12 protein-coding genes and 1 tRNA gene are annotated in these 20,487 nt (G+C 57.6%); 7 read left to right on the top strand and 6 right to left on the bottom strand.

The window, feature by feature from the left end; genetic code table 11:
• Positions 1–17: 17 nt before the first annotated feature.
• Positions 18–2,372, bottom strand: a complete 2,355-nt coding sequence (locus UH5x_RS14655) for a hybrid sensor histidine kinase/response regulator (RefSeq protein ID WP_482632826.1) — start codon at positions 2,370–2,372, stop codon at positions 18–20.
• 486 nt (positions 2,373–2,858) lie between these two features.
• Here UH5x_RS14655 and UH5x_RS14660 point away from each other — a divergent pair, with 486 nt between their 5' ends.
• Both UH5x_RS14660 and UH5x_RS14665 read left to right on the top strand, forming a co-directional pair.
• Positions 2,859–3,797, top strand: coding sequence for a TFIIB-type zinc ribbon-containing protein (locus tag UH5x_RS14660; RefSeq protein WP_047815699.1), 939 nt, complete (start codon positions 2,859–2,861; stop codon positions 3,795–3,797).
• 7 nt (positions 3,798–3,804) lie between these two features.
• On the top strand, positions 3,805–4,767 hold the full coding sequence (locus tag UH5x_RS14665) for a TFIIB-type zinc ribbon-containing protein (protein WP_047815722.1): 963 nt from the start codon (positions 3,805–3,807) through the stop codon (positions 4,765–4,767).
• Between the two features lie 47 nt (positions 4,768–4,814).
• Here UH5x_RS14665 and UH5x_RS14670 read toward each other — a convergent pair whose 3' ends face one another.
• From UH5x_RS14670 to UH5x_RS14680, 3 genes are all read right to left on the bottom strand, one after another.
• Positions 4,815–5,243 carry a peptidase associated/transthyretin-like domain-containing protein gene (locus tag UH5x_RS14670; RefSeq protein WP_236696414.1) on the bottom strand — a complete coding sequence of 143 codons (429 nt, stop codon included), beginning with the start codon at positions 5,241–5,243 and terminating at the stop codon, positions 4,815–4,817.
• 19 nt (positions 5,244–5,262) lie between these two features.
• Positions 5,263–6,312, bottom strand: coding sequence for a DUF1559 family PulG-like putative transporter (locus tag UH5x_RS14675; RefSeq protein WP_482632827.1), 1,050 nt, complete (start codon positions 6,310–6,312; stop codon positions 5,263–5,265).
• Positions 6,313–6,861: 549 nt separating this feature from the next.
• Positions 6,862–8,298 (bottom strand): alkaline phosphatase PhoX, encoded by a 1,437-nt coding sequence (locus UH5x_RS14680; protein WP_047815698.1) that lies wholly within the window; start codon positions 8,296–8,298, stop codon positions 6,862–6,864.
• A 420-nt stretch (positions 8,299–8,718) separates the two neighbouring features.
• On the opposite strand from UH5x_RS14680, the gene UH5x_RS14685 reads away from it, so the two are divergent.
• From UH5x_RS14685 to UH5x_RS14705, 5 genes are all read left to right on the top strand, one after another.
• Complete coding sequence (locus UH5x_RS14685) at positions 8,719–10,302, top strand: alkaline phosphatase D family protein (RefSeq protein ID WP_482632828.1); 1,584 nt, start codon at positions 8,719–8,721, stop codon at positions 10,300–10,302.
• A 633-nt stretch (positions 10,303–10,935) separates the two neighbouring features.
• Positions 10,936–14,943 (top strand): PVC-type heme-binding CxxCH protein, encoded by a 4,008-nt coding sequence (locus UH5x_RS14690; RefSeq protein ID WP_482632829.1) that lies wholly within the window; start codon positions 10,936–10,938, stop codon positions 14,941–14,943.
• Positions 14,944–15,104: 161 nt separating this feature from the next.
• Complete coding sequence (locus UH5x_RS14695; RefSeq protein ID WP_482632830.1) at positions 15,105–16,277, top strand: sialidase family protein; 1,173 nt, start codon at positions 15,105–15,107, stop codon at positions 16,275–16,277.
• Positions 16,278–16,383: 106 nt separating this feature from the next.
• Positions 16,384–17,343, top strand: coding sequence for an acetyltransferase (locus tag UH5x_RS14700; RefSeq protein ID WP_482632831.1), 960 nt, complete (start codon positions 16,384–16,386; stop codon positions 17,341–17,343).
• Between the two features lie 217 nt (positions 17,344–17,560).
• Complete coding sequence (locus UH5x_RS14705; protein ID WP_047815719.1) at positions 17,561–19,219, top strand: Na/Pi cotransporter family protein; 1,659 nt, start codon at positions 17,561–17,563, stop codon at positions 19,217–19,219.
• 442 nt (positions 19,220–19,661) lie between these two features.
• Here UH5x_RS14705 and UH5x_RS14710 read toward each other — a convergent pair.
• A tRNA-Leu gene (locus UH5x_RS14710) sits at positions 19,662–19,746 on the bottom strand.
• Positions 19,747–19,822: 76 nt separating this feature from the next.
• A complete protein-coding gene (locus UH5x_RS14715; protein WP_482632832.1) occupies positions 19,823–20,476 on the bottom strand; it encodes a phosphoribosylanthranilate isomerase in 654 nt (217 codons plus the stop codon).
• Positions 20,477–20,487: the final 11 nt, after the last annotated feature.

The following is a 20,487-nucleotide window of genomic DNA, read 5'->3' on the forward strand; positions in this document are numbered from 1 at the left end:
CATTCCGGCTCACTTGTTCAACGTCGCAACCTGCCTTCGCGTTCGATCTTTTCTTGCAATTGATTCGCTCGCAGATGGCGACGCTCCACCAATTCGTTGACATCCATGTCATGCGTGTAGCTGGCCACCATGTTGACCAATTGGACATGGTCGATGGGCTTGGACAGGTAGTCGTCGCAACCACCATTGAGGCACCGATCGCGGTCGCCTTTCATTGCATCCGCGGTCAAAGCAATGATTGGCCAATCAATGCCAGCGGACCGCAACAGCGCCGTCGCCTGCAGCCCATCCACCTTAGGCATCTGCATGTCCATCACGATCAAATCGAACGGATCGCCGGCATCACGAGCCTGAATGGCAGCGTCGAAACCTAGTTGACCGTCTTCCGCGGTGGCGACCTTCGCACCCGCCTTTTCCAGAAAGTGTTGGCTGATGTGACGGACGTCCCGTCGATCGTCGACCACCAACACCCGGCACTTCAAGATCGGTGTTTCGGCGAACACCTCCTCTGGACGAGGAGGCTGCTTGACCAAATCCGGCTTGACCAACTCGATGCCATCCAGGGAATGAACCGGCAATCGCACATAGAACGTCGAACCTTCGCCCAGTTCGCTGTCCAGTGACATTTCCCCCTCCATCATCTCGATCAATCGCTGGCTGATGGCCAGCCCCAATCCACTGCCGCCATACTTCCGCGTCACCGAGGCATCGCCCTGCGAAAACGGTTTGAACAATCGGTTCTGCTGCTCCTTGCTGATGCCAATGCCCGTGTCGACAATTGAAAATTCAATCACCGGCGGATCCGCACCTTTCACAAAGCGAACTTTCAAACGCACGCTGCCTTCATCGGTGAACTTGATGGCATTGCCAATCAAGTTGATCAACACTTGCCGCAATCGAGTCGGGTCCGTATCGATGGACTGCGGCACGCGGCCCTCGAACTCGACTTGGAAGTCAACGTTTTTCTCATCCGCACGGACCTGCATCAAGGACTGGATGTCACCCACCAAACGTGGCAGAGGAACCTGCTCGGCATCCACGCTGAGCTTGCCAGCCTCGATGCGTGACAAATCCAGAATGTCATTGATCAACGACAACAGGTGCTCCCCGTTGCGTTTCATGATCATCACACAGTTGCGATTGTCAGGGTCTTCCAAGTGGCCCAGCAACACATCCGCGTACCCCAGAATCGCAGCCATCGGGGTCCGAATCTCGTGACTCATGTTCGCCAGAAATTCGCTCTTGGATTGATTGGCCGCCAGCGCAATTTGCTCGCTGCGTTGCAGGCGTTCCTCTTGGCGTTTGCGTTCCGTCACGTCCGCCACCGTGCCATCGAAACTGGTCAGAACAGGTTTGCCACGGCGTTTGGTGCCTCGAGCGATTCCCTTCCCCGACACCCACCGAATCGACCCGTCTTTGTGCACCACGCGGTACTCCACCGAATACGGCGAAGGGTCCAAGGGTGACATCGAAGCTCGCACCGCTTGCCGAACCCTCGCCCGGTCGTCTGGATGAATTCGTTTCAACGAATCTTCGAGCGTCATCTCCTTGTGCTCGACCCCATGAATTCGGCGGTACCGTTCATCTGTTCGCAGCGTGTGGGTCGTGGGATCGATGTTCCAGGCCCCCATTTCTGCAGCGTCGAGTGCCAACTGCACTCGCTCTCGAGTCGCGTTCAACATCAGCGCATCCCGCTCCGCTTTGCGGCGGTTGCGTTCCAACAAATACAGCACGCTGCCAACCAAGATCAAACCGATCAGCGTGGAGGACACCGATGTCACGATCCCACTGCGATAAGCTCGCGTCGCCATCGCTTCGCGAACGACCAGCAGATCCTCTTCGATTTTTCGCATCGAGATTGCCAGCTTCTCGATGTCCCCCATCAAGTTCCATCGCGAATTCTCGATGACGGCATTCCGAGCGGCCTCCGGGCCTTCTTCTGCTCGGACCTTCAAAACCGCGTTGAGATGCCGAATGCGTTCTTCGACCAACGGCCGCAGTTCATCAAACTTGGCTCGCTGAACCGCGTGATCTTCGGTCAGCTCTTCAAATTGGCGCAGCCCCTGCTGGGTGCGTTTGACGGCTTCACTGAACGGGTCCAAATGTCGGGAATCGCCGGTGATCAAGTAGTCCCGCTGGCCGCGTTCGGCGTCCATCACAGCGCCTTCGATCTCTGCCAACGATGCCAGCACCTTCAACGTCAAACCGACTTTGAGCCGTGTTTCCTGAAGTTCGCGAATGTTGTGAAACGCAATGACACCACTGATGATCAACACGATGATGACCACCGCCACCGCCAACGGATTGACGAGGCTGCGAGTGAGACTGCGTTGATTCTCGGTCGTCGCCGTTGAGTTCACTCGTGCTTCCATCCTCGAGTGAAAGAACGTTTGGAAATGGGCTCGCGTCACGATGACGGGCCACGATGCACAATGTCACCACTTGATGCGGAACCGGTTCGCAAGAACGAATGGGCGTGCCGCCTGTTCCCCAGAAGCTATGAAATCCCGCCGCTCCCCATCCAGTGGAACTCACACCGATTGACACCTTTGTCAGATTGAAATTGAAATCCATCCTCTCTGTTTGGTCAATCGCGCTGCTGGATCGAGCCGAAGGCAAAGGCGATCGAAGCCCTCATTCCCATCCGGTTTTGAGTGTATTCTCTCACTGCGATTGTCGACGATCCACCACCGAATGTGCGCCACCTAGAAAGAATACGAGGCACACTTGAAGAAATCCTCCTGTTGAAACCAACCACCCGGCGCCCCCTGCCCCCGAAAAAGGGGCCTGAACCAATGCCCGCCCGAAGTTGATCGCCCATTCCACGCCTCTTGGAAAGAAAACCGAGCCCACCCAGAATGCCCGCTGCGGAAGTGACGACCGAGCCCGAACAGCTAGAGATTGCCTGCCAGTCGTGTGGTGCGGCGTTGACGGGTCTGTCCGGCATGCTGGCGACGATTTGTCCGTATTGCGCCTCGCCATCCGTGATCCAACGGCCTCCGTCGGCGAATCGCCCTATCCCGACCTTCGCCATCGGCTTCGTTGTCGATCAAGAACGAGCGACCGAATTGGTCAAACAATGGCTGAACCGAGCTCATTGGTTCGCTCGGTCCGACTTCAAACGTGCCGCACCGGACTGCACCCGGGGCGTTTATTTGCCCGCCTACCTGTACGGCGCCGTTGCGGACACCCAGTACTCGGCCAGCATCGGCGAGAACTACACCGAAACGGAAACCTACACGACCACTGACTCGAAAGGAAATCGAGTCACCAGGACTCGAACCGTCACCAAAACGGAATGGCGAAGCCTCGCAGGGCACCACTCGTGCTACGTCTTGGATGTGATTGTCACCGCCTCCCAAGGCACCAACAATGATTCGCTCGAGGCCATCGAACCGTTCGACTTGCGAGCCCTTCGACGATACTCGCCATCCATCATCACAGGGTGGCTGGCGGAACTTCCCTCCAAAGACCAAGCCACCTGCTTTCAATTGGCCCACGGCGAAACGATTGCCAAAGTCGGTGCACAACTCAAACACTTCCTACCAGGTGACTCCCATCGCAACCTGGAACATCGCACTCAGCTCTCCCGTGAAGTGATCGACTTGACGTTGCTGCCGATCTGGTGCTTTGCAGTTCGCTACGACGAGGAGCAACCTCCGGTCCAAATCTTGGTCAACGGACAAACCGGCCGTGTGGCTGGCAATGTCCCCACCTCGACCACCAAAGTTGCGTTGGTGATCGGTGCGGTGCTGTTGTTCATCGCGTTCATCGTGCTTCTTTTCGCCATGCAGTGAGTTGACGATGCCCGAAATCATTTCCCTCTGCTCTCGCTGCAACACACCACTCGAACATGGTGACCTGCGGTGCTCAATCTGTGGCCAATCGTCACCTCCCAATGAATCGGCGAGGCAGCAAACGGTCGCCAAAATTTTGCGATGCAAAGGATGCGGGGCGGCGGTCGCCTTTGATCCGGACCATCAAGCATTGCGATGTTCGTTCTGCGATGGGATCGTCGAGATTGAAACCATCGTCGATCCGATGGAACAAACCGAAGCCTACCTGCCATTCATTCTGACTCCCGATGACGCCCAGCGGGCACTCCGACAATGGCTTGGCTCACTGGGTTGGTTCCGACCAAGCGACTTGATTTCTGCTTCGCACATCGATGACTTGCATCCGCTGTACTGGGTCGCCTGGGTCTTCGACACGGAGTGCAAAATCAGCTGGGCCGCTGACTCCAACGCCAATTCGCGACGATCAAGCTGGGCACCCCATTCGGGACAAACAGACGTGGTGTTTCAAAACATCCTCGTGTCCGCGTCGCGCGGTCTCTCACAATCCGAAGCGGTCGCGGTCAGCCAAGGACTGGACCTGAGAACCGCTCGAGCAACCCCCAACCTGGAGGACGGCGTCACCCGAGAACAATTTGACGTCCAACGGTCGCAAGCCCGCCGGCAAGTTCGCGACGCCTTGCGACTGATGGCCCAACAGCATGTCGAGAACACGCAGATCCCCGGCTCGCGATTTCGCAATGTTCACGTGGAGACCGTTGTCAAAGGGCTCACCACACGACGATTGTCGTTGCCCGCCTACGTGCTGGCTTATCGCTATCACGACCAGCTCTACCGAGTCGTGATCAGCGGACAAAATGCCAAGCACCTGACGGGAACCGCCCCCTACTCCACCGCCAAAATTGCACTCACGATTGGCGCCGCCGTCGTGGTCGCGCTGCTATTCCTGATCGTGATCGCAGCGTCCCAGTGACCAAGCGTCCCAGTGGCCAAGCCACGGAGTGTCTGCTCACGGAAAAGCTATTTTTTACTGGCCAACTGAATGGTGCCAGCGTCCCAAGAATCCTTGTCGGGAACCGTCCAGTGAATCGGTGACTGGTCCGGCTTCGCGTACAGCCCGTTCAACCGATCGCCTTCTTGCGAACGGGTGACAATGTTGAATTCACTCCAAACGAACGTCACATCATACGCCCCCGGCTTCACACCATCGCCCTGTGTCAGCGTGCTGATTTCAAAGCGACCACCTTCTGATGTGATGCCCCTGGCGAGTGCCGGTGCCTTCGATGGCGGATGCAATTCAACCACGACTCCCACGGCGGGTTGGCCGTCCACTTCCAGCACACCGCTGACCGGGACCATCCCGTCATCGGGCTGGTTGCCACCACATCCGCCCAGCAACCCGAGCAGCAGAAACAAACCCCATCGGTGACCCGCTCTCTCCATCGCCATCCTTCGTTTTCCCAACAGACTAGATCCCATCGTCCGCGATCGCTTCCCGTCCACGCCGCGTGACGTGCGAGGAAAACACCCGCGGTTCGATGCTGGTGTTGATGAAACGAATCGAGCCATCGGCGAATGCAAAGTGGCAACCTCCCACATGAAAACTATGAAAACCAAACCCGCGGGCATTCGTGCAATTGATCGCACAGGGTCCGCCAACCGGCGGCCAACTCAGGCCACTTCGCAAGGAACCTTGCAACCAGTGCTCACCGTTCAGCAGATCCCCCCAACCGCCACCTTCCACCCCGATCAAAGCGGCAGTGGCAACTGGATCTTCGCGACCAGCACTGTAAACCACATTGCCGCCGGTGCGTTCTCCGAACAAGGTCGTGTGGGACAAGCCATCCAAGATGTCGGCAAACCGACCGTCCTGGTCCCCACCAAAAATCGGACTCACAACCTGCAGCGCCCCTTCGCGGCCACCACTCAAGCTCGCGCCGTAAGCAAAGTTCGCGTACGTGCCACGCACACCGGTGGTCGGAGTGAAATCCGCGGCCGCCAAATTGGTTGCCGTGAAGGGCAGCCCGGCCGGACTTGAATCGAACAGGTAACGTCGAGATTCAATGCCGCCGGGCGTCGAAGGGCACACAAAGATCGACATCGGAGTCTGCAGAGCAGCCACGTTGCTGGGACTGAGTTGATCGACCGGCAAAATGCTGCGATCGATCCGGTCGTCCAAACCTTGCTGCTCCAACTGGGGCAAAATCGCCATCATCCAGTTGCCACCGTTGAATGCCTTCGGCGGCGTTTCCAACCACCACGCTCGCGGCAACTTGCGGTACGCGGAATGATAGTTGTGAATCGCAAGGGCGAGCTGCCGGGATCGGTTGCTGCAATCAGTTCGCCGTGCCGCCTCGCGAGCGGCCTGGACGGCGGGCAGCAACAACCCCACCAACATCCCGATGATCGCGATGACCACCAACAGTTCCACCAACGTGAAACCAGTCCGGGCCCCCCAAGGCGAAATCAGATTGATCTCGCCTTCCGTGCTGCCACTGTTCCGTGTCTTTCGTCTCATCGCCACTCGCTCTGTGCTTCTCTCGCCGATTGCAACGTGCCGGCACATCGGTTCTATGCCGATGTCCACTGCCGATCACCCGAGGGTTCTCCAGGACCACACCGCCACGCGTGCCCTAAGAACCAATCTATTCTGCCTCCACACTGCCAAATGCAAAAACCAAACAGAGACTGGAGAATACACCGTCCAGGGGCCCCTGGAGTGCCAATAGGCGTGAAATTCACCTCTCAAACCCCGAGCGGCCTCTCAGAAAACCTGGTTGATGCGATAGGAGAGATTGCACCACACTAAGCAGGTACGCAGGTGTCATCGGGTATGTGAGCCGCCTGGCGTTAGCCACGGTTCCCACGCACAACCGGGGCCAACGCCCAAACGGCTCACGAGATCGCCCCCGTTCATTCCTGCGTACCTGCTTAGCATTCCGCCGCAACTCGGCTTTCGATTGACAGACAAAGCAACGAGTCCCTGAGGTGCAATCGGGCCAGAGGATTCGTTGCCTCATCCAGTACCGTTCCACCTCAAAACGGAGTTGAGCATGACCACCGATCGTTAGGCGAAAGCGTCTTTCCAAGGCCCCGTGATCGCGCACGTGATGCCCGGGCTTTGAAGGTTGATGAACAACCATTTCCCATCGGGGCTGAAGGTTGCTCCGGCCCACTCTTTGGTGCGAAAATCACCTTGAAAGCCGTTCTTTTCTCCCTGGAGCTGAACGTTGTTCTCTGCCAGCAACTTCAACTTCCCGTCTTGCGAAAGAGTGAACGCACGCTGCGGGTATTCGTTCGCTCCGTAGTCATTGTCTTCGCACAACACCAACCCACCCTGGGGACTGACGCACAGATTGTCAGGCATATTGAGCGTCGGCTTGCTCGGTGATTCAAACAACAACTTCAAGGTTTGCTTCTCAGGATCGAACTGCCAGATCTGCCCGGCTTTGGCGGCACCACCACTGGTCGCATCAAAGTAAACCACGCCGTTGCCAAACCAGCACCCTTCCAATCGAGAGAACGTCGATCCGCCTTGGGATTGCCCTTGCTTGAAGACGCCCAGTTCGTCTCCCACCTCGCCTTCTTTGGAAACGTTCTTCAATGACTCGGGACTGTGTGCCAAAGTCGGATCGTCAATCAAGTGCCAACGCACGTCAAACTCGACACCGTCCTGGAAGCCGCCCCGCAAATCGGCTTGGCCGACGATCTCGGCCATTTCCAAGCGTCCGCCGTCAGCCAACTTCTCGGGCGTGTTGGGCAAGAACCGATAGAAGCCCGAGGTAGAACGGTCTTCGGTGAGATACACAATCCCGCTGTTTCGGTCGATCGCGACCGCTTCATGAACGAAGCGTCCCATGTCTTTCAACGGAACCGGGTTGCCGTCGGAATCGGTGTGCCCCACTTCGAAAACCCAGCCGTGGGTCTTTTCGAACGTGCGAACTTTGTCGTCTTTGTAGTGATCGGCGTCCTTGGGCCCCAGGACAGTTTCTTCGGCGGTCAGCCACGTTCCCCAGGGCGTGACTCCGCCGGCACAGTTGCGACTGGTTCCCGAGAACACGACGCGACTGTCCAACCACTCCCCTTTCGCGCTGTCGAATCGCAACTCGGTGCAACCGGCTTGAGCTCGGCGATCGTACGCCTTCCCGGCTTGAAAGGCGATCGCGCGACCGTCATCGCTGACCTCATGGTTCCGACAAATCCTCAACACATCTCCCTCGCTGGCAATCACCCCCATGCCATCGTGAGCGTGAGGGGTCGGCGTTCCATCGCTCATGATGTCCCCCGTCCAACCGAAGGTGCGATACCGAAAACCCTCTGGCAGTCGCAGCAGCTCCAAACCAGTGGTTTCATCCGCCGTCGGTCGCAAGCTCGAGGCGGCGGCATCCGCTTGCCCACCCTGAACCACGCCTTGGCCCAATCCCGCGATCGCAGCGGTCACGCCAAAAGAACCCAAAGCGGAAAAGTTATCACTTAGAAATTGCCGTCGATTGCGATCGGTCATCAGAAGAGTCGCTCCTACCAAGAGAGGACCATCCAGAGCGAAAAACGCCCCAGTGATCCGTTGAATTGAACGGGAATGAAAGACGCCTGAGAACACCTGCTCACCGCTCCCCTGCGTTCGCGACAGAGTATCCCATTTGGTTCGCACCGCCTCTCGCAGTTCCTCAGAGACGACGAAATTTCACGGTATGTTCACATGGTTGGCTCCGCCGGAGAGACCGCCCCAAGAAGTTGTGAAGATTTCTTGAAATCCGAGCAGGCAAGACGCGATCGCATTGGTTCAAAATGAGCGATCGATACACTTCCCGCGAAATGGTCGCTCGAGACCGCGGGAACAAACCAAGGAACGTCCCCGCCCCGCGGCCAACGCATTGCCTGTTGACATTCGTTTCGCCGCACCCTCCTTCCCCCACAGCCACTCATGCCACGACCTTCCGCCGCCGCTCGCGTCTCTGACGCCGCTTGGAATCGCCGACGCTTCCTCGCTTTCTCCAGTGCCCTTCCCGCGTTTGTGATCTCGACCCAGCACGCCTGGGCGGATGCCAAGGTTTCATTTTCCAATGACCCGTTCAGCCTGGGCGTTGCCTCCGGCGACCCCGATCACCGCGGCATGGTGCTATGGACTCGCCTGGCCCCTTCACCCTTGCTGCCTGATGGCGGCATGCCCGCTCAAGTGGTGGAAGTGACCTGGGAAGTTGCCACCGATGACACGATGCGAAACGTCGTTGCATCCGGCACTCAACTGGCAACACCTCAACTTGGCCACTCCGTTCATGTCGAACTGAACCAACTTGAACCCGATCGGTGGTACTGGTATCGGTTCCGATGTGGCGACGCCGAAAGCCCCATCGCTCGCACCCGCACGATGCCACTGCCGCACCAACTCCCTGACAAGGTCCGCTTCGCCGTGACCTCCTGTCAAAACTACGAACAAGGCCTCTTCACTGCCTATGAACAAATGGCGGCCGACGATGTCGACTTGGTCTTTCACCTGGGCGACTACATCTATGAATACGAAGCCGGTCGCAACGGGAAAGTCCGCACGCACCATGGGTCCGAAATCATGTCGTTGGGCGACTACCGCGTGCGGCACGCTCAATACCGATCCGACCCTTTGCTGCAGAACATGCACGCCCAGTGCCCTTGGTGGGTGACCTGGGATGATCACGAATTTGACAACAACTGTGCTTGCGATGTTTCAGAGCAGGCCGGCGTCGACTCACCCTCCTTTCTTTCGCGGCGAGCCAACGCATACCAAGCGTACTACGAAATGATGCCGCTTCGACTGCGCCAGATTCCTCGTGGCAGCGACATGCGTTTGTATCGCTCGGCTCAGTTCGGACGACTGGCCGATTTCTCGATCCTGGACACCCGGCAGTACCGATCCGACCAACCCAATGACGATCGCAAGAGCCCACTGAATGAAGCCGCACTGGATCCAACGCAGTCGATGCTGGGAACCAAGCAACGCGGTTGGTTGTCCCGCAACTTGATCCGCTCCAACGCGACTTGGAATGTGCTGGCACAACAAGTCATGATGGGCATGGTCAATCGCTCAGGCGATCCAGACAATCATCAGTTCTCGATGGACCAATGGCCTGGTTACGCCCACGAACGAATGGAATTGCTGCGGTACATTCGTGACCGACAAGTCAGCAATCCCGTCGTCCTGACCGGCGACATTCATTCCAACTGGGCCAACGAACTTCGCGTCGACGATCGACAAACGGAACAAGGACTCGTCGCCACCGAGTTCGTTGCCACCTCGCTTTCCAGTGGCGGCAACGGCCCTGACAAACCCAAGAACGTGGACGCAGTGCTGGCAGAAAACGCTTGTGTCAAATGGCACAATGCCGAACGTGGCTACATCCGCTGCGACGTCACTCCCGACAGCTGGACGTCCGACTACATGGTCGTGGACGATGTGCTGAAACCAGGCGGCAAAACGTTCGTCCGCAATTCCTTTGTCGTCGAATCGGGCTCCCCCAAACTGAATCAAGCCTGATCGTTCGCTTGCTGCTTCTTTTCAATTCCGTCTCGCCAGCCCACCGCTGGCGAGACGCCTCTTCTTCCCTGATGCTCGGTCGATCGCAGCGACGACGAACACGACCGAAGCACACTCTGGAAACGCGAGCCATCCCTCTCGCAACTGGGCTCTCGAGGAACGGTCCCGAATCCATTTTCCCGGTTTCAAGTTGAGCAGCCTTGGCCGAAAGACTTCCGGATTCGCGGCACCCGACGGCTTCCCGCTGTTGATTGAGGCCGTATTCGATTTTGAACGTGAGCCGTTTGGGCGTTCGCCCCGGTTCGGTGATGGTGGAACCGAGGCGAACGCCGAAACGGCTCAATAGACCAACAGCCCGCCTGCGACGTTCCGCTGGATCCCGATCTTATTACGAGATGCTTTCGTAGTGACAAAGCAACATTCGTCGCAGCCGGGATTGTTTCGTCTGCTGGCGGCGTGAATCGATCGAGATCAAACGCTGGCCGAAGCCCCGAACGCGACAAAAAGGTTGGCCTCTAGCGAGCTTCCCTGATCCCCAAGCGAGCCCGATGAACTAGAATGACCCCCTTACACATCCTCCCTCCTCTCACCGTCTTCGGCGTCCCAAACTCGCTGCTAAGAACCTGCCTCAAAATGAATCCGACACTCCCAAACAATTTGCGACTCACAGAGAACCAATTGCGACGCCCCGCGTCGACATTGACTCCCCTTGGTCTTGCTTGCCTCGCCTGTCTGCTGACAGGCGGTTTGTCGCTGGCGAAAGCGGATGAGAAATCCGGCGACGCACAAAAGGCACCGGAGGTCATCACGACCCTCACCGACAATGAAACCCAACAGACCAAAAAGGTCCGTCCGGAATACCTGCAACCCGTCGCGGTGGAAACCAAAGCCGCCGCCACGTCGTTGCCGCTGAAGCCGACCCAAGGCGAAACCATCACCTTCCTCGGCAGCGGTTTGGCCTCGCGGATGGAGTTGTTCAATGCGTTTGAGACAGCGCTCTACCGGCAGTTCCCCGACAAGGAATTGACCTTCCGAAACATGGGCTTTCCCGGCCACACCCCGGCCTATCGTCCCGAAGCCGGCAAAGACGATCCCTGGGCATTTCCAGGTGCCGAAAAGTTCCGTCCTGAAATCCAGGGGCACTACGGCGAAGGCCACTACCCCAAACCAGACGAATGGCTGACCATCGTCCAAGCCAACACGATCGTCGCCTTCTTCGGGTTCAACGAATCCTTCGACGGCCTGGCCGGGGTCGAAAACTTCAAGAACGAACTGCGTGCCTTCGTCGATCACACCCTCTCGCGTTCCTACGAACGTGACGCATCCAAACCACCTCGTCTGGTGCTGGCGACCCCGATCGCGACGCAGCAACTTCCCGAATTCAATCTCCCCAACGCGGATGATCGCAACGCGATTCTGAAGGCGTACGCGGATGCCGTGGGTGCGGTGGCCGATGAAAAACATGTCGGCTTCATCGACCTTTATTCGCCCACCTTGGAATGGTTTCAGTCTTCCAATGAACCTCTGACAATCAACGGCGTCCACCTGTCCGAAGCAGGCTATCGCAAACTCGCTCCTGTCATCATGCAGCAATTGTTTGGTGCTGATTCGGGTGTCGCCCCGGCTGATTCGTTGCTGCATGCGGCCGTCCAAGACAAAGCCTGGTTCTGGCGAAATGACTTCCGCATGCTCAACGGTGTGCACGCCTATGGCCGTCGTTGGGCTCCCTACGGAAACTTCAACTATCCCGAAGAGATCGAAAAGATCCGTCAGATGACGGTCTTGCGAGACCACAACATTTGGGCGATCGCGCAAGGAAAATCGTCCACCCTCGAAGTCGATGACTCGATCACTCGGCCTTTGTCGACGGTGGAAACGAACTTCCAAATGAGCGAGAAGAACGGCAACCCGGACTACCTCAAGGTCGAAGAAGAAGCCCTGAAAACGTTCACGCTGCCAGAAGGTTACGAAGTCTCGATGTTTGCTTCCGAGCAAGACTTCCCGAACCTGGGCAACCCAGCCCAAATGCGGTTTGACAACAAGGGCCGTCTGTGGGTTTCGACCCTGCCAAGCTACCCGCACTACAAACCGGGTGACTCCAAACCCAACGACATGATCCTCATCTACGAGGACACCGATGGGGATGGACGCGCGGACAAAGAAACCGTCTTCGCCGATGGATTGCACATGCCGATCGGCTTTGAATTGGCTCCCGAAGGCGTCTACCTTTCGCAAGAACCGTTCTTGGTGCTGCTGAAGGACACCGACGGCGACGGCCGCGCCGACAAGAAAGAAGTCCTGCTCGACGGCTTCGACCCGCACGACACGCACCATGCCATCTCAGCATTTGATGTCGACCACGGTGCCGGGATCTACATGTGCGAAGGTCGTTTCCTGCACTCGCAAGTCGAAACCCCTTGGGGCCCTGAACGCATGACGGACGGTGGCATTTGGCGTTTCGATCCCAAGTCATGGAAAGTCGAACGCGTCATGCAGTCGGACGTCAACAATCCATGGGGCGTCGCCCACGACGAATACGGCCAAACCTTTGTCAACGATGCCTCCGGTGGTGCCCAGTACTGGATGCTGGGTTACTCGATCAAGGTCCCCCACTCGAAAGAGATTCCAAAGGTTTCGAAGTTCAACTACGAACACCACACACGCCCGACTTCCGGATCGGAATTCCTCTACAGCCGTCACTTCCCAGACGAAGTCCAAGGCGACTACATGTACGCCAACACAATTGGCTTCCTGGGAATCAAGCAATACAAGACGGTCGAAGACGGCGTTGAGATCAAAGGCAAATTCCGCCAAGACTTGATCCAGTCTTCCGATGGCAACTTCCGTCCTTGTGATCTGGAAGTGGCTCCCGATGGAAGCCTGTACTTCATCGATTGGCACAACACGTTGATCGGTCACATGCAACACAGCGCTCGTGATCCGATGCGGAATTCAGAATACGGCCGCATCTATCGCATCACCTACGCGGAACGTGACTTGGTCGAACCGCCAACGGTTGACGGCGCCGATATCGAACAATTGTTCGAGAACATGAAGTTGCCGGAACTCAACGCTCGCAAACGTTCACACCTCGAATTACGCGGTCGTGACAAACAAGCCGTGATCTCTGCCGCGATGAAATTCGCCAGCGACAATGCGGACAACGAACGCTTGGTCTTGGAAGCTCTTTGGGCAACCTGGGGTCACCAAGAACCGTCCACCGAGTTGATTGACCAGTGCCTGCAAGCCGAAGACCACCGGGTTCGCTCCGCAGCGGTTCGAGTCGTCCGGCACTGCCTGCACTTGCTCGACCATCCCGAAACTTACTTGATGGCCGCTGCCGCGGATGAACACCCCCGGGTTCGCCTGGAAGCTCTCTCGGCCGGTTCTTGGCTGGGCGGCAAACCCGGTGCAGAAGTGCTACTCACGGTCGCCTCCTACAAGACAGATCGCTGGATTCGCAATGCACTCAACAGCGCCATGCCGCTGCTGAAAAACGATGTCGAACAATTGATTGAAGCGAAAGCGTTCGATCCGGAAAACTTGCTGGTGGAGTACAAGCAATTGCTCGCTGGCAAATTGGAAGGTGCCGCCAAACCCAAGGACTACCGCACCAAGTCAAAGAAGTTCAAGAACAAGCAATTTGCTCAGACCTACAACCTGGGTCAGCAAGTCTTCTTCGAAGAAGGATCGTGCTACGCCTGCCACCGTGACAACGGGGAAGGCATCGCTCGAATCTACCCGCCGCTTGCTGGCAGTGAATGGATCACCGGCGACTCCGAACGCCTGATCAAGCTGACTCTGCACGGCATCTGGGGAGAAATCCGTGTTCGCGGCAAGGTCTTTGAACCAACCCAAGGCGTGCCGCCAATGACCGCGATCGGCAACATGTTCTCCGATGCAGAAATCGCGGCCGCTCTGACTTATGTTCGAAACAGCTGGGGCAATGACGCCAGCGAAATCACACCCGACGAAGTCAAACGCATCCGTGCGGTGACCGAGGACCGGCAACGCTTCTACAGCCCCGAAGAACTGATCGAGATGCATCCGTTCCCCGAGGGCAGCCGCCCAGAACTGATGGAGGAGGAACCAGCCACCAACCAACTCGAAACGGAACTCCTCGCGGAGTCACTCAGCGATCTGGTTCGCGATGCTCGTGAACAAGGCGATGCCGTTCGAGGTGCCACATCCTTCTATGGTTCCAAGACCGCCTGTGCGACTTGCCACGATGTCAACGAAGGGTACCAACTTGGACCTCACCTCACCAAAACACGGGAGGACATCACGCATGAGCACTTGATCGAATCGATCCTGAAACCCTCCGAGAAGATTCTGGAAGGCTACCAAACCGTGAACGTGATCACGGTCGACGGTGCCATCCTGTCTGGCTTCCTGGTGGAAGAAACCGACGACAAGATCACGCTCAGCATCGCCGCCGATCAAGGCAAACCCCGCACCATCCCAATCGATGATGTGGAAGACGTGCTCGAGTCACAAAACTCGACCATGCCGCCCGGACTCGTCAACATGCTGAAGGATCGACAAGAGTTCTTGGATCTCGCCAAGTTCATCTTCGAAGTCAACGAAGGCGGCACGAAGACGCTGAACCAGTTGAAGAAGAAAGCGAAGATCAAAAACTGATCCGCAAGGAAATTCGCTTCTCCTTCTCAGCAACTCCTAGGTTTTCATACCGACTATCTTGAAGCCGACGCGAAACTTGCCAGCCAAGTTTCGCGTCGGCTTTTTTATTTTCCTCCCGCCAAACCCGTCCCGCCAAGCTCCCTCCCATGTCCCAACGCTTCATGTCGCCACGTTGCCTCGCGATGGTCCTGACTTCGACACTCATTGGATGCTCGCTGACACCCATCGCCAAGGCTGACCAACGTCCCTCGGTGATTCTGCACCGCCAAGGTGATCACGATTGCCACACATTTCGCATTCCCGGCATCGCTCGTTCCAACGCGGGCACTTTGCTGGCGGTTTACGACATGCGATACGACAGTCGTCGCGATCTGCAAGGCCACATGGACATCGGACTATCGAGATCCACCGATGGCGGAAAGACGTGGTCCGCTCCTCGACCCATCATGGACATGGGCACCCACGGAGGATTGCCCGAAAATCAGAACGGATGCTCTGATCCCAATATCTTGGTCGACACACAAACCGGAGAAATCATCGTCACCGCCGTCTGGACTCATGGCAAACCAGGCACGCATCAATGGCGTGGCAATGGCTCCGAACCGGGACTGAACGTTGCCACCTCCACCCAGTTCTTGGCCGTGCGTTCCAGCGACGACGGACAAACTTGGTCGTCCCCCGAGAACTGGACGAAGCAACTCAAGGACCCCAAGTGGTACCTGTTCGCTCCCGCGCCCGGCAATGGAATCACCATGACCGACGGCACGCTGGTGATTCCAACACAAGGCCGCGACCAAACCGGGCTTCCGTTTTCCAATCTCATCTACTCGCGTGATCACGGGAAGACTTGGACGGTCTCGGCCCCCGCACGATCCGACACGACCGAATGCGCCGTTGCTGAGTTGGCCGATGGTTCGTTGATGCTGAACATGCGAGACAACCGGAACCGCCGAGACAAATCCGAAACCAACGGACGAGCCATCAGCGTGACAAGCGACTTGGGCCAGACCTGGACGGTTCACCCAAGCGACCACGGCGTCCTGCCCGAACCTGTCTGCATGGCCAGTCTGATCTCGCACAAGTTGGCCGATGGTCGTCGTGTTCTGTTCTTCAGCAACCCAAATCACAAAACTCGCCGTGCCAACATGACGGTTCGTGCCAGCCTCGATGACGGTGCGACCTGGCCATCCGATCGACAAATCGCCTTGGACGCCGACGGCGGATCCTACAGTTCGCTCGTGATGGTCGACGACAGGACCGTCGGAATTCTGTACGAATCGTCGCGAGCCGACCTGGAATTTCAAACGATCTCACTCGACGAATTTGGCCTGTGACCCACTCTGCAGGCACGGTTTCGCTTTCGCAATGGGGAACTAGAATCAGAACATCCAAGCCCCACTGCTCGTGCCCTCCAGCTTTCACTCTCACAGAGATACCAACGTGACTCACTTTGACGTTTTCAATGGCGACGCGGATGGCATTTGCGCGCTGCACCAATTGCGGCTGGCGGAACCGAAAGACAGCACGCTCGTGACTGGCGTCAAACGAGACATCAACCTTCTCAAACGAGTCCTCGCGGGCTCGGGCGATTCCGTGACCGTGCTCGACATTTCGCTCGATAAGAACCGCGACGAACTCCAACGGATCTTGGCCGCCGAAGTTCCCGTCACCTACTTCGATCACCATTTCGCGGGCGACATTCCGGCGTCGCCGCTGCTGTCGACACACATCGACACCGCCGGTGATGTGTGCACGGGGCTGCTGGTCAATCAGTTCCTCCACGGTCAATTCTTGCCCTGGGCGATCACCGCTCTGTACGGTGACAACTTGTACGACGCCGCCAAATCGGCCGCCGAACCTCTGAACCTCAGCGATTCACAACTCGGGGAACTGGAACAACTCGGCACCTTGCTCAACTACAACGGCTACGGGGGAACGCTCGACGACCTTTACTTCGCTCCCGACGAGTTGTATCGCAAGGTTCAACCGTATGCGGATCCGTTTGAGTTCATCGCGGCGGACACCACGTTTGAAACCCTTCGTGACGGTTTTGACAGTGACATGCAGCGAGCCGCTTCGATCGCCCCCAAGCTGGCGACCGAATCGTGTGCGGCGTTTTTGTTCCCCAACGATTCCTTTTCGCGCCGAGTCAGCGGCGTCTACAGCAACCAACTCGCCCGCGAAAATCCCAACCGAGCCCACGCGTTGCTGAGCGAACTGCCATCGGGCGAGTACCTGGTCAGCGTCCGCGCTCCCTTGACCACCAAGACCGGTGCCGACGAACTTGTCCGTCAATTCCCAACCGGAGGCGGCCGCAAAGCCGCGGCGGGCATCAACCAACTCCCCGCCGACCAACTGCAAAAATTCCTCGACACCATGCAGCAACAATTCGCCGGCTAGGTGGTCCCTCGCACCCTCGGGCTCCCACCCCCAGCGACCGCGTGCCGGCCCGCTGGGACAGATCGCACGCGCCCACCGTGAAAATCCTTCGGCTGCACCCCGAAAGCAGGCCCGTCAGGTTACAATCCCGCCGAATTGCGATCTCTTCATGCAATCTTAACGATTCACTTTCGAAGTTTCGGGACGGGCCCCCTTGGATTCATCCACGCTGATCAAGATGATTTTTGAACTGGCCGGCGGACTCGGCATCTTTCTGTTGGGCATGAAGCACATGTCCGACGGGATGCAAGCCGTCGCTGGGAACAGCCTGCGTCGCCTGGTCGGCGCTGTCACCAACCACCGCGTTTTCGCCACGATGGTCGGCGTCATCGTGACCTGCATCGTTCAATCCAGCTCAATCACGACCGTGATGGTCGTGGGGTTCGTCAACAGCGGTGTGATGAATCTGTCGCAAGCGGTCGGCGTGATCATGGGAGCCAACATCGGCACGACGATCACAGGCTGGATCTTGGTTCTGAAGATTGGCAAGTACGGGTTGCCGCTGCTGGGGTTTGCCGCGTTCGTTTATCTGTTCACCCGCAGTGATCGCTGGCGTTATTGGGCGATGGTCGTGATGGGCATCGGGATGGTGTTCTTTGGGCTCGAAGTGATGAAGGACGCTTGTTCGATCATCAAAGAGATGCCCGACTTCGAAGCCTGGTTCGCCCGCTTCCAGGCAGACACTTACGTGGGTGTGTTGAAGTGTGCCTTGGTCGGCTGCGTGCTCACAACGTTGGTCCAATCCTCTTCCGCAACGCTCGGCATCACGATTTCGCTGGCGACCCAAGGTGTGATTTCGTATCCCACCGCCGCGGCGTTGATCTTGGGCGAGAACCTTGGGACGACGATCACCGCTTTCTTGGCTTCCCTGGGGACCACCACCAATGCAAAGCGAGCCGCGTATTTCCATGTGATTTTCAATCTGATTGGTGTGTTTTGGATCACGCTGATTTTCCAGTGGTACATCCAACTGATCCAAGGCATCATCGGCGTCGATGTGGCTGAATCCGTGATCGTTGATGGGAACAAAACCTACCCCAACACCGTGGCAGCCATTGCGGCGACTCACAGCGTTTTCAACGTTTGCAACACCTTGATGTTCATGCCGTTCTTGAAGCCGATCGTCAGCTTCCTGGAACGGGTCATTCCGTCGTTGTCTTACAAAGAAAAACCACGCCTGACCGATTTGGACGTCCGTATTTTGGAAACACCTCTCCTAGCGATCGAGCAATCTCGCAAAGAGATTCTCAAGATGGGAGATGGCTGCCTGAAGATGCTCGATTGGCACCTGGAGTTGATGCAAGCCGAGAAACCGAACAAGCAACTCGGCGACCGCCTGCGGCAACGCGAACGCGTGCTGGATTCTGTCCAAGACGAGGTCGCTGCGTTCATCACCAATCTGCTCTCAGGGAATGTGTCGCACGCAACGGCCGAAGAGGCGCGACGGCAATTGCGACTGGCCGACGAATACGAATCCATCAGTGATTACATCGTCAATCTGGACAAGTTTGACCGAAAACTGAGACGCGACGGCTTTCGCTTCACCGATTCGCAGCGGGCCGACCTGGAAACACTCAATCGCAGCGTGAAAGCCTACACCCGTGAGATCCACGAGGCCCTGACCGCATCGAACCCCAACGTTCTGACCAGCACCGATGCCAGCGGCAAACGCATTCGAGATCAAGTTAAGGCATTGCGTCGCAAGCACCTGGAAGAGTTATCCGCGGGCACAATTCCTCCCGTGGTCAGCGTCGCGTTCATGGCCGCCTTGAACGCCTACATCCGCGTCCGTGACCACGCCCGAAACATTGCCGAAACGATCGCTCACGAAAGATGATCTTGGTCAGACGCAATTCAGCACAGCGGAGCCTGCCAACCACCTCCCCCAACCACGCACCGAAACCGGGGACGAGCGTCCCGCGGCCGACACGATGACCAACCACCTCGTCAGCCGAAATGCGATCGCGTCCGGTTCTGAATCGCTGGCCGTCGACCACAGAGAGATGACAACGCTCGACGAACAGGAAACGTTGGTGGACGCCACCTCGACTCGATTCCGACGTGACACCTCGCACCACCTGGCTTGGTGGGGAAGACGTTGCGGAGTCAGAATCCCAAACGGGCCGCACCATCACATGAACGGTTGCACCACTGGTTGCACGAGATTCAGGCAACCGTGGTGAATCAGGGCCCGTTGCTGACCATTCTGTCGGGAATGCCGACGACGGAAAATTCCGTCCGCGCATGAAAAAACCCCGTGAATCACGGGGTTCTTTGGATGCGGCCGAGAGGACTCGAACCTCCACGGGATTAACTCCCACTAGGCCCTCAACCTAGCGCGTCTGCCAGTTCCGCCACGGCCGCGAGCTGTGTTGGTCTTTGACTGGGTGGCAAAGTTTGGCACAAATCCGTCCGACGTCAACGCCCAGTCAGCCTGGATTCACAGAGCTTCCTCACCCCGCCGGACGGCTGCGACGAATTGGCGGATTTTCTCGGCGTTTTTCTGCCCCTTGGGCTGCTCGACGCCGCTGGCAACGTCGACGCTGGTCGCTCCACTGATCCGAATCGCTTCTGGCACGTTTTCGGGATTCAGGCCGCCAGCCAACACCCACCCGGCCGCTGATTCGCCGCGGCGATCCGCCCAATCTCGAATGCTGGGCCAATCCAGCGACTGGCCGCCTCCGCCGAACGAGGCCCCCGCGTCCGCGTCGAGCAACAGTGAAACACCCGCGTCATTCCATTGACCGATCGCGGCATCAATCTGCCCGGGCTCGAGATTCCCGCGCGGCAACCGGATCGCTCTCAGGACTCGCCCGCCACGGCGGATCAGTTCCTCGGCCAGTGTCATGGGCTCGTCACCATGCAACTGGATCCAATCAAGCTGCAACGATTCAACCACCCGCTGGATGAATGCCAAGTCATGGTTGACGAACAATCCGACCTGAATCAACCCCGCTTGGCGAACCGCGTCATTGATCTGGAACGTTTCGTCAGCATCGGGGTTGAGCGATCGGACGCTGGGTTCGTAAAAGTTCAGCCCCACCGCGTCCGCTCCCGCATCGGCAACGGCCCATACGTCCTGCACGCTTCGCATGCCGCAGATTT

The sequence above is a fragment of the Rhodopirellula sp. UH5 genome, assembly GCF_056839225.1.

Bases quoted from the DNA above. Each gene is read 5' to 3' on its own strand.
- UH5x_RS14655 (WP_482632826.1), bottom strand. From the start codon at position 2,372: ATGGAAGCACGAGTGAACTCAACGGCGACGACCGAGAATCAACGCAGT.
- UH5x_RS14660 (WP_047815699.1), top strand. From the start codon at position 2,859: ATGCCCGCTGCGGAAGTGACGACCGAGCCCGAACAGCTAGAGATTGCC.
- UH5x_RS14665 (WP_047815722.1), top strand. From the start codon at position 3,805: ATGCCCGAAATCATTTCCCTCTGCTCTCGCTGCAACACACCACTCGAA.
- UH5x_RS14670 (WP_236696414.1), bottom strand. From the start codon at position 5,243: ATGGCGATGGAGAGAGCGGGTCACCGATGGGGTTTGTTTCTGCTGCTC.
- UH5x_RS14675 (WP_482632827.1), bottom strand. From the start codon at position 6,312: ATGAGACGAAAGACACGGAACAGTGGCAGCACGGAAGGCGAGATCAAT.
- UH5x_RS14680 (WP_047815698.1), bottom strand. From the start codon at position 8,298: ATGACCGATCGCAATCGACGGCAATTTCTAAGTGATAACTTTTCCGCT.
- UH5x_RS14685 (WP_482632828.1), top strand. From the start codon at position 8,719: ATGCCACGACCTTCCGCCGCCGCTCGCGTCTCTGACGCCGCTTGGAAT.
- UH5x_RS14690 (WP_482632829.1), top strand. From the start codon at position 10,936: ATGAATCCGACACTCCCAAACAATTTGCGACTCACAGAGAACCAATTG.
- UH5x_RS14695 (WP_482632830.1), top strand. From the start codon at position 15,105: ATGTCGCCACGTTGCCTCGCGATGGTCCTGACTTCGACACTCATTGGA.
- UH5x_RS14705 (WP_047815719.1), top strand. From the start codon at position 17,561: ATGATTTTTGAACTGGCCGGCGGACTCGGCATCTTTCTGTTGGGCATG.
- UH5x_RS14715 (WP_482632832.1), bottom strand. From the start codon at position 20,476: ATGCGAAGCGTGCAGGACGTATGGGCCGTTGCCGATGCGGGAGCGGAC.